Raw genomic sequence first — 16,553 nt, 5'->3', positions numbered from 1 at the left:
ATGACCCCCGAACTCACCGCCCTCACCCTCGCTGCGCTGCTTCAGGTCTTTCAGATCGCCCTGATGGCGGTGCCCGCGAACCTTGAGCTGAAGCCCGGCCAGACGCTAGGGCCGCGGGACCGGAATCGCATGGGCGGCGATTTGCAGGATATGGTCTCCAAACGCACCGCGCGGCTCTTCAGGGCGATGAACAACCACTCTGAGGGGCTGATCCTCTTTTCGATCGCCTGCGTGGTCGTCACCCTTTCGGGACAATCCTCGCTCTTCACCACCGTCTGCGCCTTCGCTTACCTTGGCGCGCGGGTGCTTTACATCCCGGCCTATGCCTTTGGCTGGGTGCCTTGGCGCAGCCTGATCTGGGCCGTGGGCTATCTCGCGACCGCGGCGATGCTGGTGGCCGCCCTGATATGAGCATCACCAGACATATCCTGCGCTTAGGCCTGCTGGGGCTGGGGCTCGGCGTGGCCATCTTCGCCTATACCAAGGTGATGGCGCGCACGGGGTCCGGCACACCGCCGCCAATGGCCGAAGCCCACCAACAGGCGGATGAGATCCTCGTGATCAAATCCACCCGCGCGCTGCATCTGCTGCGCGACGGCGAAACCATCCGCAGCTACGACATCTCGCTTGGGGCCGCACCCGAAGGCCACAAACAATCCGAGGGCGACGAGCGCACCCCCGAAGGGCGCTATGAAATCGACTGGCGGAATCCAAACTCCATCGCGCATCTGAGCCTGCATATCTCCTACCCCAATGCCGCAGACCAGGCCGCAGCCAAAGCCGCGGCGCGCGATCCCGGCGGCAATATCATGATCCACGGCCTGCCCAATGGCTGGGGGGCCTTGGGCGCATTGCACCTGATGCTAGACTGGACCGACGGCTGCATCGCGGTCACCAACGCCGAGATGCGCGAAATCTGGTCGCTTGTGCCAGACGGAACCCCGATCACCATCGCGGAGGCGCTCTGATGATCCTTCAGATCGAACAAATTCGCTCTGGACATTGCAGAGCGCATCTTCATCTTCTAACCCAAAATATCCCGGGGGAGGCCCGTACGGGCCGGGGGCAGAGCCCCCTCCCCGCTCAACTCCAAAGGAGCACATGACCCATGGCATCCTATGACGTCATCGTAATCGGCGCCGGTCCCGGCGGCTATGTCAGCGCGATCCGCTGCGCCCAGCTGGGCCTCAAGACCGCCATCGTAGAAGGCCGCGAGACCCTTGGCGGCACCTGCCTCAACGTGGGCTGCATCCCCTCCAAGGCGCTCTTGCACGCAACCCATATGCTGCATGAAGCAGAGCACAACTTCGGCGCCATGGGTCTCAAGGGCAAAAGCCCCTCGGTCGACTGGAACCAGATGAAATCCTACAAGGATGAGGTCATCGGCCAGAACACCGGCGGTGTCGAGTTCCTCATGAAGAAGAACAAGATCGACTGGATCAAGGGCTGGGCGTCGATCCCCGAGGCGGGCAAAGTCAAAGTGGGCGACGACACCCATGAGGCCAAGAACATCATCATCGCTTCCGGCTCCGTGCCTTCGGCCCTGCCTGGTGTCGAGGTCGACAACGACAAGGGCCTTGTGGTCGACAGCACCGGCGCTCTGGAACTGCCCAAAGTCCCGAAGAAAATGGTCGTGATCGGCGCAGGCGTCATTGGCCTCGAGCTCGGCTCGGTCTACGCGCGCCTTGGCGCAGAGGTCACCGTGGTCGAATATATGGACGCGGTCTGTCCCGGCATGGACAAGGACGTCCAGCGCGGCTTCAAACGCATCCTTGAAAAGCAGGGCCTCAGCTTCATCATGGGGGCCGCCGTCAAGGGCGTTGAAACCACGAAATCCAAGGCCAAAGTCTCTTATGAGCCCAAAAAAGGCGGCGACGCAGAGGTCATCGAGGCCGATGTGGTGCTCGTCGCCACGGGGCGCAAACCCTATGCCGAAGGCCTTGGCCTCGACGCGCTTGGCGTCAAGATGACCGAACGCGGCCAGATCGCCACCGACGCGCAATGGGCCACGAACGTCAAAGGCATCTACGCCATCGGCGACGTCATCGAGGGTCCGATGCTCGCGCATAAGGCCGAGGATGAGGGCATGGCCGTGGCCGAAGTGATCGCGGGCAAACATGGCCACGTGAATTACGGCGTCATTCCCGGTGTGGTCTACACCACCCCAGAGGTGGCGACCGTCGGTGCCACCGAAGACGCGCTCAAGGCCGAAGGTCGCAAGATCAAGGTTGGCAAGTTCATGTTCATGGGCAATGCGCGCGCCAAGGCCGTGCATCAGGCCGAGGGTGGTTTTGTGAAACTGATTGCGGACAAGGAAACCGACCGCATCCTCGGTGCGGCCATCATCGGCCCCGGTGCAGGCGATCTGATCCACGAGATCTGTGTGGCGATGGAATTTGGCGCCTCCGCCGAGGATCTGGCGCTGACCTGCCACGCGCATCCGACCTATTCCGAGGCCGTGCGCGAAGCAGCCCTTGCCTGCGGCGACGGCGCGATCCACAGTTAAGCCCCGCGCGGGGGGCGCGCCCCGGCGCGTCCATCACCAGCGGCCCGCCACTTGGCGGGCCGTTTGCGTCCTCAACAGGAGACATGCCAATGACCATCAGCCTGCAAGTGCTCTACCCCGCCTCCGACGAGGCGACGTTTGACTATGACTACTATGTTGAGACCCATCTGCCGCTCATCGAGGAGCATTGGGGTGACTTGATTGAAACGGTCGAGGCGTCGCGTGGGCTGGCCGGGGGGCCGGATGTACCGCCGCCCTATCTGTTGATTGCGACCATCACCTTTGCTGATCAGGACGCGCTCAACACCGCTATGGGTGAAAAGGGCGGAGTGATTATTGATGATGTGGCCAATTTCACCAACGTCCGCCCGCAGATCCTCGTGGGCGAGTTGTTGATGAGCTGAGGCAAGCGCACTGGTAGCCGAAACAGGTCACCGGCGGATATCTGGGGCCTGTGTTTTGAAGAAACGCCTTCTGTTCGGGATCATTGTCGCAGGTTTTGCGATGGGGCTTGGCGCGGCATCGCAAATCTGGCCAACGCACTCACCCGCGGAACGCATTGCCGAACTGTTTTATGGTATCTGTCTTGCCCCCGTGCTGACCGGAGGCAGTCCAGACACGCTGCTGTCGGGGCTGTTTCAAAAACCGGACAAAAGCTGGATCGACACGCAATCGGGCAGTTTCCTGCGACTGGAGGACTCCCGTTGCACAATATCCACCTCCGCCCCTTATGCGCTGAGCTATGAAGACGCTGCAGAACTGTTGGAATTGACGCGCATAATCGTTTCGCGAGATTTCCCGCAGCTGGCTTTGGATCCCAAGGCAAAAATGGGCGACGAGGCCCTTTCCAAAGGGTGGTTCTTGGGGGCGCCACAATCCCCCGAGCGGTGGGGCATCTTCCACGTGGCCTATCCCCATTGGGGGGATAGCGCGGGCAGTTCTTTGATTTTCATGGCGCCGCCTGCACCGGCGTAACCCCCTACCACATGGTTTTGGCGGCACGGGGAGCCCATGCCTCATCGTAGGCGCGACCGCCTTCTTCGCCTGCGGTCTGCTCGGCAAGGATGTCGCCCACGGAGGGCAGGCCCTCGCTCTCGTCACCCGAAGTCCAGGTACGGGCGCGCATCAGGGCGCGGGCGCATTGGCTGTAGATCTCGTTGATCTTGATCACGATGACCGTACGCGGCAGTTTAGCTGCCTTATCAAAGCGTTGCAGCAAATCAGGGTCGGCGGTCACTATCGCGGTGCCATTCACCCGCACCACATTGTTTGAGCCGGGCACCAGAAACATCAGCGATACCCGCCCGTCGCGCACGATATTGCGCAAGGAGTCGATCCGGTTGTTGCCACGCCAATCGGGCAGCGCCAGCGTGCCCGGATCGAGTTCCAGCACCACCGGGCCATCATCGCCACGCGGGCTGTCGTCGGTGCCTTCGGGGCCGACCGTGGCCAGCATGCACAGCCGAGACGCCATGATCCACTTGCGATAAAGCGGCGTCATTTGCCGCGCCACCTTGCGTAAAGAAGGCGCTCCCGGTGTCCCGTAAAGCGCCTCTAGGTCTTCAATGGATTTTATCGCGTCCATCTTGTTCAAATCCCAATTCTGCCATCAATGCATCTGACCGGGCCTCGATACGCTGCTCCAACTCAGCCATGAAACTGTCGCGCGCCTGTCCCGGTGCGATCGGGTCGAGGAATTCGACCACCCCAAGTCCGGGTTTGCGCAAAAGGCCGGTGCGGGGCCACAACAGGCCCACGTTGGTGGCAACCGGGACGCAGGGCTGTTTCAGCTCTTCATAGAGCACGCCGCTGCCGACCTTGTAGGGTTTCTGCGCTCCGGGCGCGACACGGGTGCCTTGCGGATAGATCACCAGTTGGCCGGGTTCGGAAAACTCGCGCGCCACGTCCTTGATCATACGCGCAATCGCTGCGCCGCGCTTGCCGCGGTTGACTGGAATACAGCCCAGACGTTTGGCGTAGATGCCAATGATCGGAGTCCACATCAGCTCTTGTTTCATGATGAACTTCGCCTGTGGCAGGGCATTGAAGATCACCAGAATATCGAGAAAGCTCTGATGCTTGGCGGCCACGAGCACCTCACCTTGGGGAACCGGGCCGCGCACTTCGCAGCGGATGCCCACCATCCAGCGCGCCGACCAGATCGCCCAGCGGGCATAGGTCTTGCAGGCTTGACGCGCGCCGTTTTTGGACAACAGCGCATAGGGCGCAAAAGCGATCCCGAGCACCAGCATCGCCACATAGATCTGGATCATGTAGAGCAGCGAGCGCAGATATTGAAAAGCAAGGGTCACGCGAGATCTCCAAGGCGTTTGCGGGCCGCGCGGGTGGTGGCCACAAAGGCCACAAGCGCCGCCAGTGGCGGGATAGCAAGCGGCAGGAGCCAACGCCAGCCTTGAAAGCCAAGTCCCGTGAGAAAGCCGCCCTCCTCGGAGGCTTCGGGCATCAGGAAAACGCCGAGCATCCCCAACACGACGCCGACTGTGGCCCCAAAGAGCGCCCGAAGCGTAAAGCGGCGCACAAAGGCCTGCGCAATATAGCTGTCCTGCGCCCCCACGAGACGCAGAACCTCGATCACCTGCGCATTGGCCGCAAGCGCCGCATTGGCCGCAAGTGTGATCATCGCGGCCATGGCGCCACCGATCAGCAGGATCGAGACCACCCCGAGGCGACGCAGCGCAATCGCGGCCTCCACCAGCGGGCGGCGCCAGCGGGCGTGGTCGTCAAGCACCGCGCCGGGCACCTCGGCCTGCAGCCTCAGACGCAGGCCCTGCGCGTCATAGCCGGGCGTATCCTCCGTGACCTCGATCAATTGCGGCACCGGCAGCGTATCAAGGGGGATGCCCGCACCGAACCAGGGCTGCAACAGTGCCGCCTGCTCGTCCTGTGTCAGCGCGCGGGCATTGGCCACGCCCGGGGTCTGACGCAGGATCCTGAGCGCGGCCTCGGTCTGGGCCACACGCTGTTCAGCCGGAGCATTGATGCGCAGGGTGGCTGCACGGGCGAGCTCGTCCGACCAGCGATCCGCCACCCGGCCCGATGCAAGCGAGAGCGCCAGCGCAAAGACACACAGAAAGGCCATCGCGCCCGACACAAAGAGGGTCAGCTGCGCGGTAAAGCCAGACGGCGGCACCACGCGGTCCGCCTGTGCATCTCCCAAAATCAGCTTGCGCAGCGCATTCATAGGTCTGCCCCCGCCGAGATCAGTTGCCGGTTGGAAATCCTGAGCACCCGCGCCTGCACCTGGTTCTTGGCCGCGCGGATAAGCGGCAGATCGTGGGTCGCCACAAGGATCGTCTTGCCCATGTGGTTGAGTTCAACGAGCAAGCGCAGCAACCGTTGCGACATTTCCCAATCGACGTTGCCGGTGGGCTCATCCGCGATGATGACGTCCGGGCTCAGAATCACGGCGCGGGCAAGGGCGGCGCGCTGACGCTCCCCGCCCGAAAGTTCCGGCGGCAACGCATCCATACGCTCCGCAAGTCCGACCCAGTTCATCAACTCGTGCAGGTTGGCCTGTTCTTCCAGAAGGCCACGCCCCGACACCGTGAGCGGCAGGGCAATGTTCTCCACCACCGGCAGGTGGTCGAGGAAACGGCAATCCTGATGCACCACACCGACGCGGCGGCGCAGATAGGCCATCTGATCGCGATCGAGCCCTTTGACATCCATATTGAACGCCCGCACGCGCCCCGCCGTCGGGGTCAACGCCCCGTAGCAGAGCTTGAGCAGCGTGGTTTTCCCGGCCCCCGAAGGACCGGTCAGAAAATGAAAGGAGCCGGGGGCCAATTGCACGGAAAGGTCGCTGAAGAGCTCGCCTCCGCCATAGTTGTAGCCCACGTTTTCGAGTTCGATCACGGTACCATCCCAGCCCGGCGTGTCATTTGGTCGTCGTTGGCGATGCCGCCGTTCGTCGCGGTGTTTTGCACGACCGCTGCGGCAGTTTCAATGGTGCAGGAGAGCCAGCCCTGTGCTCATTGTGGATCTCGGCGGGGATTGGCTCTTTCTTGCCTTTCAGGAAGTTACTATGATTAGAGGGAAATTCACCCTTTTCGCGGCCAGAGCACCCGCCAAGGAGATCGGATGAGACTGATATGCCCCAATTGCGGCGCACAGTATGAGGTGCCCGAGGATGTGATCCCGCAGGACGGGCGTGATGTGCAGTGTTCCAATTGCGGTGATACCTGGTTTCAGCCCTCCACGCAGATGATGGCCGAAGAGGCCGAGGCCCGCGCCGCCACCCCGCCTCCGGCAACGGAAGCGGGTCCTGTCGACGCCGCTCACACGCGAGAGGACGCGCTACAGGAGCCGCCCGAGGACGCATGGCCAAGCGCGCCCGAGCCCGAGCCGGCAGCGGCCGAAGAGCACTGGCACGAAGATCCGGATGCGCCTGCACCGGGCACACCGCCAGCCGCCCCGCCAGAACCCGAAGCAGACCCCGCGCCCGCAAAGCGTCGCCTCGATCCCGAGATCTCGCGCGTGTTGCGCGAAGAAGCCATGCGCGAAGAGGCCCTGCGGTCTGGGCGCGACAGTTTGGAAACCCAGCCAGAATTGGGGCTTGAGGACCTGCCTGAGGATGAAGCCGCGCGCCGGGCCCGCCAATCCGAGGAGCGGGTGGCCCGGATGCAAGGCCTGGACCCTGCCCCGCAGGCGCATGCCGCGCCTTTGGACCGGGATCGCCTAGACCCGCAGCCGGGATCGCGCAGAGGGTTGTTGCCGAATATTGAGGATGTAGCCACCAATGCGCCGGGGGAAACCAAACCCGCGACGCCACCGCCTGCGGATGCCCCCGCGCCACCTGCGCGCAAACGCGGATTCTCGCGCGGATTTCTGTTGGTGATCCTACTGATGGCGCTGGCTATTCTGGTTTACAGCAATGCCGCAATGATTGCGGAGAGCCTGCCGCAAGCCGATCCTTACCTCAGCTCCTATGTGGCCTGGGTTGATCAGTGGCGGCTCTGGCTTGATGCGCAAGCACAGGCGCTGGCAGCAGAATAACAGCCGTCTGGTCGGTTCACCGTTTAGCTCGGCTTAGCTCGGGGCTGCTTACCGACTCCACGACGCATCCGGCGCCCATGTCCCACAGGTCCCACAGGCTGCGGCGCAACGGCGGCGGTGATCTTGACCGGGCAGATGGCAAGCGTGGCGCGACCAATCATCGGGATGCCGCGACGCGCTTTGCCGTTACCGGCTGAGCCGCTCAGAAGCGATCCAGCAGACGTTGCAGGTAGTTGCGCTCGCTTTCGCTGCGCTCACGCTCTCCAGCGCGGCGTCGGATTTCTTCCAGAAGATCCCAAGCCCGGCGATAGGCCTGCCCCTCGCCAATGCTGTCACGGCTAAAGAAGTCGCTGCCCTGCCCGCCCCGGTCCCGGCCCAGCGGGTCGAGTGCATTGCCCTGACGGGTGCTCTGTCCTTGCTGGCCGCCCGGTTGCTGGCCCTGCTGTTGCTGCTCGGCCATGGCCTCCCCCAAGGCGCGCATCCCGTCGCGCAGGGCTTCCATGGCCTCGGACTGGCGGTCGATGGCTTCGGCGTAATCGCCCTCGCGCAGCGCCTCTTCGGCACCTTCCATGGCGCGCCCAGCCTGATCGAGCGAGTCCCGTGCAGCCTCGCCCTCGGGTCCGCCAAGAGGCAGGCCATCGCGCTGGCGTTGCAGCTCGTCACGCAGAGCCTGCTGACGTTGCGCAAGATCGCCCGCGCCGTTGCCCTGTCCCCCGCTTGGAGATTGGCCGCCCTCGGCCTCTCGGCCTTCGTTTTGACCGCCTTCGCCCTGGGGGCCGTCGTCCTGACCGCCTGCGCCGCCGCCCTGATGGCTTTGCCCACGGCCAAGGCCGCCGTCCCGGCCCTCATTGCCCTGGCTTTCGCCCCGCTGGGCGTTGGGGTTGAACTGTTCTTGCAGGTCTCGGAAGGCCTGATCCGACAGGCCTTGCTGTTCGCGCAAGGTATCCGCCAAACCGTCCATGGCCTGCTGGCCGGGGCTGTCGCCCTGACCGGGCTGACCCTGTGTGACCTGCATGTTTTCCATCATCTGCTGGAACTCCCGAAGGGCCTGTTCGGCTTCGGCCATGCGGCCCTGTTCCATCAGCTCTTGGATGCGGTCCATCATGGCCTGCAAGTCCTGCTGGCTGAGCTGGATCGCATTGTCGCTGCTCTCGCCGCCCTCCTGGTCTCCATCCTGCTGCTGCGCCTGTCGCGACAGCTGGCGCATGTAGTCGTCGGTGGCCTCTCGCAACTCCTGCATCAGGCGGGCGATTTCCTCATCACTGGCGCCGTCGCGCATGGCCTGGCTCAGCCGTTCCTGCGCCTGCCGCATCCGTTCCAGCGCATCGCCGACATCGCCCTCCTCCAGCTGCAACGCCAGGGCCCAGAGCGCGCTTGCAATCTCGTCCTGGTGAACGGGGCTCAGGCCATGTGCGCTATACCGCTCCAATCGCTTCAAAATCGTGCGCAATTGCAAGTAGTTGCCCATGTCCGAGAAGAGCTCTTCGGGGCGGTGGCTGAGGGTGCGCAGAATCCTGGCGACTCGTGGCCCGTTGGCGCGCGCCCAGAGGAGATCGCGCCGTTGCTCGACCAAAGCCGCCGCCATCGGGTCAAAGAAGCGCCGAGCGGTCAAAGGGCCGTGCAAGGTGGCTGCAACGCTCTGTTGGCCCGCCGCATCCTCGGCACGCAGGCTGTAGATCACCGGCAGGTTGGCCCAGGGATGAGCGGAGAATTCTTCCTCAAGCACTTCACTGAAGAGGCGACGATCGCCGGTCAGAGAGAGCGGCAAAGGCAGCGTGATGGGATCGCGGGCATCCGGCGCGGTTGCCAGCCCATAGCGGCGGTTCAACGAGGCCTCATCGAGGGAAATCGTCACCGTGCCGCCCACGACGCCGTAGTCGTCCGAGGCATTAAACGGCAAGGTCAGCGTGCCATCCGCCGACAGATCCGGCTCTCCTGCGAGAGAGACAAGCGGTGGGGCATCGCGGATCACCTCCACGCGCCAACTGCGACCGCCAGTGCCATCAATGGTGAGATCCCCAGCCTCGGTCACGGTGAAATTCTGCTCCGGCGCGGAGGCAGAGGGCAGCTCTCCGGTGCGTCCAGAGACAGTCTCTGCCAGCGTCAGATCGCCCACATCGCCATAGAACCGTAAGGTGACGCGGCTGTTTTGCGGTATGCGCAGGGTATCTTCGGTAAGATCCCCCAAATAGAGCGTCGGCAGGCCGGTGTAGCGCGGCGGCTCGACCCAGCCCTCCCAGGTCGGGCCATTCAGACCCGCATTGCCACCGCCGGGCATGAGTTCGGCGACGCTGCCTGCGCGCCAGGCGGTGCCGAACAACAGTCCCGTGACCAGCACCAGAAGCGCCACATAGCGCAGCGCATAGGGATCGCGGTCAGCAATACGCAGATTGGGGGCGGGCGCCTCGGCCTCGGCGGCGCGGGCTGCCATCCGGGCCTGATGCGCCTGCCAGAGCGCGACGGACGCGGCATCCTCGGCCCCAGACACCTGATGATCCAGAATCGCTGCAATCGGGCGTCCGGGCAGGGTTTCGTCAAGGCGGGCCACGGCCTCATGCGGCTTTGGCCAGCGAAACCGCATCACGCCCCAGACGGTGGCAGCGACCGCGCCCAGCACCACCAGCACCGCACCGCCCCAGGCGACCTCGAGAACGACCCAGTCGAAAATCCCCAGAAGCACCAAACCGGCGGCCAGAAGCAGCACCGTCGCCAAAGGCCAGAAACTGCGCCAGAGACGTTCAGCCACCATGCCCGCGCGCGTCAGCAACAGCGCACGCCGCAGGGGCGCCAGCTGCCTCAGCGCTACTTCAACCGGGTGGTGGTCGGGTCCGTCGGGGGTTTTCTGCTCGCTCATACCGCTCCGCCTTGGGTGCTGGCCCACGCCCAAGCGATCCGCGCCCGCCAGAGATGATCCCGTCGGATCAGGCAGGGCGCGCAGCCCAGAGCGTTACAGCCACTCTGGGATGGTATCGCGATTTATCATCTCGTCAAAGGTCGGACGCTGCCGGATGACTGCAAATTGATCACCGTGGACCAGCACCTCGGGGATGAGGGGGCGCGAGTTGTATTCGCTGGACATCACCGCGCCATAAGCCCCGGCACTGCGAAACGCCACCAGATCCCCCGCAGCAAGCGGCGGCATCAGGCGTTGTTTGGCAAAGGTGTCGCCGCTTTCGCAGACCGGGCCCACGATGTCATAGGGTTGCGGTTCGAGACCGGGGGTCGGTTCCACCACGGGGATGATGTCGTGATGGGCCTCATACATCGCTGGGCGGATGAGGTCGTTCATGGCCCCGTCGAGGATCAGGAAATCGCGGCCTTCGCCCTCTTTGATGTAGATCACCTTGGAGACCATCAGCCCCGCATTGCCCGCCACCAGACGGCCCGGTTCGATCTCGATCTCGCAGCCCAGATGACCGAGCTCTTCCTTGATCATCTGGCCATATTCCACCGGCAGCGGCGGGGCCTCGTTGGAGCGGGTATAAGGGATGCCCAGACCGCCCCCAAGATCAAGGCGGCGAATATCGTGACCGTCCGCGCGCAGGGCCTGTGTCAGCTCCGCTACCTTTTGATAGGCAAGGCGGAAGGGCTCAAGATCCGTGAGTTGCGAGCCGATGTGAACATCGATCCCGATCACCTCAAGGCCCGGCAGGCTGGCCGCATGGGCATAGACCGCGCGCGCCTTGGCGATGGGGATGCCGAATTTGTTCTCGGATTTACCGGTCGCGATCTTGGCGTGGGTCTTTGCATCCACATCCGGGTTCACCCGCACGGTGATCGGCGCGGTGACACCAAGCTCGAGCGCAACGGCATTGATCACGTCCATCTCGGGCTCGGATTCGACGTTGAACTGGCGAATGCCCCCGGTGAGCGCGGTGCGGATCTCTTCGGCGGTCTTGCCGACACCGGAAAACACGATCTTGTCGCCCGGCACGCCTGCGGCCTTGGCGCGGCGGTATTCGCCCTCGCTCACCACATCCATGCCTGCGCCCGCCGCCGCGAGTGTCTTTAGGATCGCCTGATTGGAGGCGGCCTTCATCGCGTAACAAACCAGATGGTCGGTGCCCTCAAGCGCCTCGTCAAAGAGACGGAAATGGCGCAGGAGCGTCGCGGTGGAGTAGACGTAGAACGGCGTGCCCACCGTAGCGGCAATCTCGGCTACGGGGACATCTTCGGCGTACAAAGCGCCATCGCGATAGAGAAAATGATCCATGGCCCGCGTCTAGAGCAAAACCCGCCCTGTCGGCAAATGATTCCGCGCGCTCTGGTACAATCAGAGCTCGTGAATGATTGGCGGGGTGGCACAGACGCTTTTGGCGATTTCAACCACATGGCGATGATGGGTGAGATAGATCGCCTGTCCTCGCCTGCCGATGGCTTCCATCACCTGACAGGCCGCACTGGTTCGGGTCTCGTCAAAGGTCTCAAAGATGTCATCGCAGAAGAACGGCAATATGGTGCCCTGCGCCACCAGTTGTTCATGCGCTGCGGCCCGGAGCGCCAGATAGAGCTGGAACCGGGTGCCTTTGGACATTTCGTCGGCCCGTTTGCTGGCGCCGGTTCTGTCGACCGCCAAAAGGACCTCGCTGTCGCCGTCGATCTGTGTGCTGAGCGCGGGATAGGCGCCCTGCGTCAGATCGGCAAAACACTGTTCCGTGGCGGTCAGCATGCCGCTGCGGTGGCTGTCGCGGTAGCGCTTGATCGCGTCTGAGGCCAGGTGATGCCCCAAAGACAGCTCCAGATGTTCGAGCGCGGCCTCTTCGAGCTGCAGTTCCAGCGTTGCTTTTTGCTCGACCAGCGCCGCTGCCGTGCGGTCGCCGTTGATCTCTGCCAGCGCATGTTCTGCGTTGACCCGCTGTTGGATCGCCTGCGTGAGGTCTTCTTCGGCGTGGGTCAGATCGGAGAGGGTGCTTTCCAGGCGCGCGTTGAGCGTGGCAACCGAGGTCTCGGCAAGCTGCGCGCGCGCCGACTCCAGATCCGACAGGTCGAGCTCGGAGAGGATCTGACGGCGCAGGCGGTCGCGGGCCGCGCGGTCGGCAATGACCTTCTGGGCCTGCGCGGCGCATTGGCGCAACGCGTCGATGTCCTGTGCAGGTGGGGGCTCGGGAAAGCTCGCAGCGATCGCCCGGAGCTCCTGATCTATGGCCTCAACCCGCGCGGTGTTGTCCGCACGTTCTGCCGTGGCCGTTGCAATTGCACGCTCCAGACGCGCGGCCTTGTCGCGCGCGGTGCGGGCCGTCTCGGCCAGGGATTTGAGGTCGCCATAGGTCTGGGCCGGGTCCGAACTGACCCCGACCCCGTGCAGCTGTGCCAAGGCGTTGACCTCTTGAGCAAAAAGCGCCTGATCCGCCTCCATCATCCGGACCCGACGTGCGGCGGCGCTGCGGGTCTTGTCATGCTCGCGTAGCACCCGCAGTGGCTCCAAAGAGGCCATAAGCGCCTTGGGCGAGACCTGCCCTGCCAAAAGATCCTGCACCAAGGCCCGCCATGTGTCCCCGGCCTTTTTCTTGGCCTCTTGTGCGGCGTTGTGGCGATCCTGTCGCCGGTTCAGGTCGCGCTCCACCTGCCGCAAGAGCTTTTCTGCGGCGCTGCGCGCCTCGGAGGTCTGGCGCGCCGCCTCTGCCATCCGGCGCGCCTGTGCAAGGGCCGGATCAAGATCAGCCGGAAGAGACGGTACACGTTCTGCAAGGGCGTCCATCAACGCCTGCGCCCGCGCAAAGGTGGCCGCATGGCTGTCCTTGGAGTCCCGAAGCGCCTCGGCATCCGCGCGCGCGGTTTCATGACGCTCAACCCAATCGCGCCACTCTGCCGGGGAAAGCGGCGCAAGGCCAAGCTGGGTGGCAGCGGCGTTGACCTCTGCCGCGATGGCATCGCGCTGTTCTTCTAGCGCAGTGATCCGGGCGGCGGCCTCTGCGGCGCGGGCCTTCGACGCAGCCTCTGATTGCGCAATCTCTCGCAGCTGCGCCAGTTCTCGCGATTGGGTCAGTCGCGCGTCAGCAGCGGTGTCGTGGCGGCTCAGCGCTTCGTGGAACGTGGCGGCGCTCTCGGCATCCAAACTGTCTACATGCACGGCCCAGAGTGCGTCGCGTTTGGTGCGCAAGGCCTCGGCCTCACTGTCGGAGACCACATTTGCAGCGCGTTCAAGGGCCTTTGCCTGCGCGGCGCGGGCGCTGGCGTCCTCCTTGTGCTGATTGCGCGTCTCAGTCGCCCGGCGCAGGTCCTGAACCAGCGCTGCGTCACGATCCGCGTGCTCCTGCGCCTGACGCAAGCTGCTCGGGCAATGCGGCAGGGTATCAAAAGTCACGTCGCGCACAGACAGCGCTGCCAGGCTGCGGGCGGCCCGGGATTGGGCGGCGGTGATCGACTCCACTGCCGCTGCATGGGCCGTCGCCAGCCGCTCCGCGTCAAAATTCAAGAGCAGCTCTTGCAACTGCCCGGCCTCTGCAGCGAGCGGCGCACAATCGTGCACAGCATCCTGCGCTACGCGCAGGCGCTCCTCGAGATCCTCGACCTCGCGCGCTTCCAGACCTTCGTGGGTGATGGCCGCGCGCAGTTGCTCTCTTGCGTCCTGAAGCGCGGTGATATCAGTGCCGGAAAGAACCAAGGCCGCAAGGTCGGCGTTCTCTGCGACGAGACCAAGGTCGCGGGCGGCCTGCCGCATTGTCTCGAGCGCCTCCTGCTGCTCGGCCTTGCGCCGATCCAGATCAAGCGCAGCGGTGCGGTGGCGGGCACTCAGATCCTCAAGCGCCTCCAGTGCCGCAGGAAGCGCCTCAAGTGCGGGATCCAATACAAGCGCCGCTTGCTCCTCCTCAAGGGTCTGAAGTTCGTCGCTGAGGCGCGCGATGTTCTGCGTGGCGCTGCCTTGGTCGCTGCGCAACTCGACGAGCCGCTCGGGGTTGAAATCCAGCTGTGCGGGAAAATCCGCAAAGGGCGCAAGCGCCTGTTCCAACTCCTGAAGTTCTGCAAGAAGCGGCACGGCGCGCCGTTCGGCCTCGGTCCGGGCCCGGGTTGTATTGAGATCATCGCGACGCGTCCGCGCGTCTTCTTCAGCCTGTTGCGCCTTGGTGAGATCCCGCTTGAGGGATTTCCACGCGTTTGCAGAGACATCGCGGGCCTTGATCTCCTTGTCGAGCTCCTCAAGCGCGCGTTTCAGCTCGCGCATCCGCGTGTTGCGGGCGCGTTTCTTCCAAATCTCATCGGCCCGGCTGCGCACGCCATCAAGCACCTGGCTCAGATCCGCAACCCCCGCCGCGGCCGAGAACAGCAGCCGGCCAATATCGCCCTGAGCATTGGCGATCTCTTCGCCGCCGCGTTCAATCGTCTCGTCATCCAGACACAGAAGACGGCGGTAATCCGGTTCCGAAAGCCCGGCGAGATGCGCCGAAAGCGCGGCCTCCGGCAGTGGGGTGCCGCTCTCATCCACCAGCGCGCCACTGCGCGTGGGCAGGCGGGTGAACTGGCGCAGCTCTCCGTTGAAATCGAGCGTCGCAGAGATCTGTAGATTGTTGCGCGGATGGCGAAACGCGTAGGCCTCGCGCGTTGGAAAGCCGTAAAACAGCCGCAGGACGGCTTCCATCGTGGTGGTCTTACCGGCTTCGTTGCGCCCGTAGATGATATGAAAGTCATGCCCATCGTGGGCAGAGCCAAAATCGAACTGTTGATCGGTGAAATGGCCAAACCGATCCAGTGACAGACGTTTGAGGCGCATCAGCTTTCGGCCCCCTTCATCTGCGCCAGCACGCGATCTGCCCCGGCTTGGGTCAGACGCGCGACCAATGCGTCTCTAGCCGCTTCATCCGCGATCAGGCGTTCGCGCAACGTGGCTGGCAGGTCCTGAAGAACGGTTTCGACATACTGGCGGGCGTGTTCCTGAAATCCTGGCTCGCCACAAATCGTCGCCATGGTTGCGGCCAGTTCGTCAGACGCGCCGGAGGTGTCTTGTGCCGCCTCCGGGGCAAGATCAAAGATCAGCTTGTCGATCCAGAGATCCCCGCAGGTCTGCGCGAGCACATGCACCTGTTCTGTCCAGACATCGCGGTCGCGCAGGATCTGCCAGTGCCGCGCTGGTGCGCCCTTGAGCGTGAGGCGAACCACGCCGGTCGGGGCCACAAGCGCAGCACTGAGCACAGAGAGGTGAGCCTTGAGTGTCGCGCGCAGTGCCTCATCGTTGGCGGCCCCCGTCACGTCCAGCTCGGTTTCCACAAATTCCACCACGGAGGTCGGCACCTCCGAGAGCGCGATCTGCCCCTGCTCGATCGTGAGGAGAGTTGCGGATTTGGGGCCTGCCTCACCAATATCGCGCCCCTGCGGGATACCGGGCATCACGACCCAAGGCGCTTCGGCGTGGATCTGACGCTTGTGGATATGCCCAAGCGCCCAGTAATCAAAGCCCATCGCGGCCAGGTCCGAGACGCTGCAAGGCGCATAGACATCATGCCCCGCCGCCCCGGCCAACGAGCTGTGCAACATGGCAATGTTCACCGCCCCCGCCACAGGCGCCTTGAACCGCGGGAGCAAGCTCTCTGGCGCATGACTTTCGGCAAAGCTTACCCCGTGGATCCAGACGTCCTCGGACAGCTGGTGTTTGCCGCCACGGGCATCAAAAACATGCACATGCTGAGGCAAATCCAGCGTCCCGGTGATCGGGTTCTCCGCGTCGTGGTTCCCTTTGATGTAATAGACCTGGATACCAGCCTCGGCGAGCCGGTCGAGTTCGGCCAGAAGAAAGGCACCGGTTCTGGCGGTGCGTTCCCTGCCGTCAAAAAGATCGCCGGAAATCAAGATAGCGGCGACCTCTTCCGAGAGGGCGCGGTCGATCATCTGACTGAAGGCCGCGCGCGAGGCGGCGGCAACGGTCTCGCGCAGGCCCGCATTGCGCAGGGCGAGCGAACGCAGGGGAGAATCCAGGTGAACGTCGGCGGTGTGCAGTATCTTGATCAAACTATCCCCTCACTCCGCGCGACTGAACCAAGGCCAGCCGCGCGACGCAAGCGGATAATGTCAGTCAGACGGAAGCCGCGGCGCGCGTTGC

At 63.9% G+C, this 16,553-nt stretch carries 14 protein-coding genes; 6 read left to right on the top strand and 8 right to left on the bottom strand.

Translation table 11 applies throughout. The features are described from left to right. From ACZ1HH_RS18395 to ACZ1HH_RS18375, 5 genes are all read left to right on the top strand, one after another. The gene (locus tag ACZ1HH_RS18395; protein WP_472635140.1) at positions 1-411 is read left to right on the top strand and encodes an MAPEG family protein; all 411 of its coding nucleotides are present in this window, start codon (positions 1-3) and stop codon (positions 409-411) included. Then, positions 408-968, top strand: a complete 561-nt coding sequence (locus ACZ1HH_RS18390) for a L,D-transpeptidase family protein (protein WP_011537120.1) — start codon at positions 408-410, stop codon at positions 966-968. Before ACZ1HH_RS18395 ends, ACZ1HH_RS18390 begins: the two co-directional genes overlap by 4 nt. A 140-nt stretch (positions 969-1,108) precedes the next feature. Next, positions 1,109-2,506: a dihydrolipoyl dehydrogenase gene (gene lpdA / locus ACZ1HH_RS18385; protein WP_011537119.1), complete on the top strand. Its 1,398-nt coding sequence runs from the start codon at positions 1,109-1,111 to the stop codon at positions 2,504-2,506. Positions 2,507-2,595: 89 nt separating this feature from the next. Continuing rightward, positions 2,596-2,910, top strand: coding sequence for an EthD family reductase (locus ACZ1HH_RS18380; RefSeq protein WP_416370005.1), 315 nt, complete (start codon positions 2,596-2,598; stop codon positions 2,908-2,910). Positions 2,911-2,965: 55 nt separating this feature from the next. Beyond that, positions 2,966-3,481: a hypothetical protein gene (locus ACZ1HH_RS18375; protein WP_472635139.1), complete on the top strand. Its 516-nt coding sequence runs from the start codon at positions 2,966-2,968 to the stop codon at positions 3,479-3,481. Positions 3,482-3,485: 4 nt separating this feature from the next. On the opposite strand, the gene ACZ1HH_RS18370 is transcribed toward ACZ1HH_RS18375, so the two are convergent. Genes ACZ1HH_RS18370 through ACZ1HH_RS18355 form a run of 4 tightly spaced genes read right to left on the bottom strand, consistent with a single transcriptional unit; the run spans position 3,486 to position 6,382 of the window. After that, positions 3,486-4,091: a pyridoxamine 5'-phosphate oxidase family protein gene (locus ACZ1HH_RS18370; protein ID WP_472635138.1), complete on the bottom strand. Its 606-nt coding sequence runs from the start codon at positions 4,089-4,091 to the stop codon at positions 3,486-3,488. After that, on the bottom strand, positions 4,069-4,818 hold the full coding sequence (locus tag ACZ1HH_RS18365; protein WP_416370002.1) for a lysophospholipid acyltransferase family protein: 750 nt from the start codon (positions 4,816-4,818) through the stop codon (positions 4,069-4,071). The genes ACZ1HH_RS18370 and ACZ1HH_RS18365 overlap by 23 nt, the downstream gene beginning before the upstream one ends. Continuing rightward, positions 4,815-5,708: a cell division protein FtsX gene (locus ACZ1HH_RS18360; RefSeq protein ID WP_011537114.1), complete on the bottom strand. Its 894-nt coding sequence runs from the start codon at positions 5,706-5,708 to the stop codon at positions 4,815-4,817. Before ACZ1HH_RS18360 ends, ACZ1HH_RS18365 begins: the two co-directional genes overlap by 4 nt. Next, positions 5,705-6,382, bottom strand: a complete 678-nt coding sequence (locus ACZ1HH_RS18355) for a cell division ATP-binding protein FtsE (RefSeq protein ID WP_011537113.1) — start codon at positions 6,380-6,382, stop codon at positions 5,705-5,707. Before ACZ1HH_RS18355 ends, ACZ1HH_RS18360 begins: the two co-directional genes overlap by 4 nt. Positions 6,383-6,607: 225 nt before the next feature. On the opposite strand from ACZ1HH_RS18355, the gene ACZ1HH_RS18350 reads away from it, so the two are divergent. Continuing rightward, entirely contained in the window at positions 6,608-7,522 is a 915-nt protein-coding gene (locus ACZ1HH_RS18350) for a zinc-ribbon domain-containing protein (RefSeq protein WP_472635137.1), read from the top strand. A 202-nt stretch (positions 7,523-7,724) separates the two neighbouring features. On the opposite strand, the gene ACZ1HH_RS18345 is transcribed toward ACZ1HH_RS18350, so the two are convergent. The 4 genes from ACZ1HH_RS18345 to ACZ1HH_RS18330 all read right to left on the bottom strand — a co-directional run bounded on the left by ACZ1HH_RS18345 (position 7,725) and on the right by ACZ1HH_RS18330 (position 16,462). After that, positions 7,725-10,376 (bottom strand): TIGR02302 family protein, encoded by a 2,652-nt coding sequence (locus tag ACZ1HH_RS18345; protein WP_472635136.1) that lies wholly within the window; start codon positions 10,374-10,376, stop codon positions 7,725-7,727. Between the two features lie 93 nt (positions 10,377-10,469). Then, positions 10,470-11,735, bottom strand: coding sequence for a diaminopimelate decarboxylase (lysA, locus tag ACZ1HH_RS18340; RefSeq protein ID WP_011537110.1), 1,266 nt, complete (start codon positions 11,733-11,735; stop codon positions 10,470-10,472). A 60-nt stretch (positions 11,736-11,795) separates the two neighbouring features. Then, positions 11,796-15,230: an ATP-binding protein gene (locus tag ACZ1HH_RS18335; RefSeq protein WP_472635135.1), complete on the bottom strand. Its 3,435-nt coding sequence runs from the start codon at positions 15,228-15,230 to the stop codon at positions 11,796-11,798. Then, positions 15,230-16,462, bottom strand: coding sequence for a metallophosphoesterase family protein (locus ACZ1HH_RS18330; RefSeq protein ID WP_011537108.1), 1,233 nt, complete (start codon positions 16,460-16,462; stop codon positions 15,230-15,232). Before ACZ1HH_RS18330 ends, ACZ1HH_RS18335 begins: the two co-directional genes overlap by 1 nt. Positions 16,463-16,553: the final 91 nt, after the last annotated feature.

The sequence above is a fragment of the Epibacterium sp. HA2-3 genome, assembly GCF_055693725.2.
Note: the sequence above shows the minus strand (reverse complement) of the source record. Positions and strands in the feature narration are given on the sequence as shown.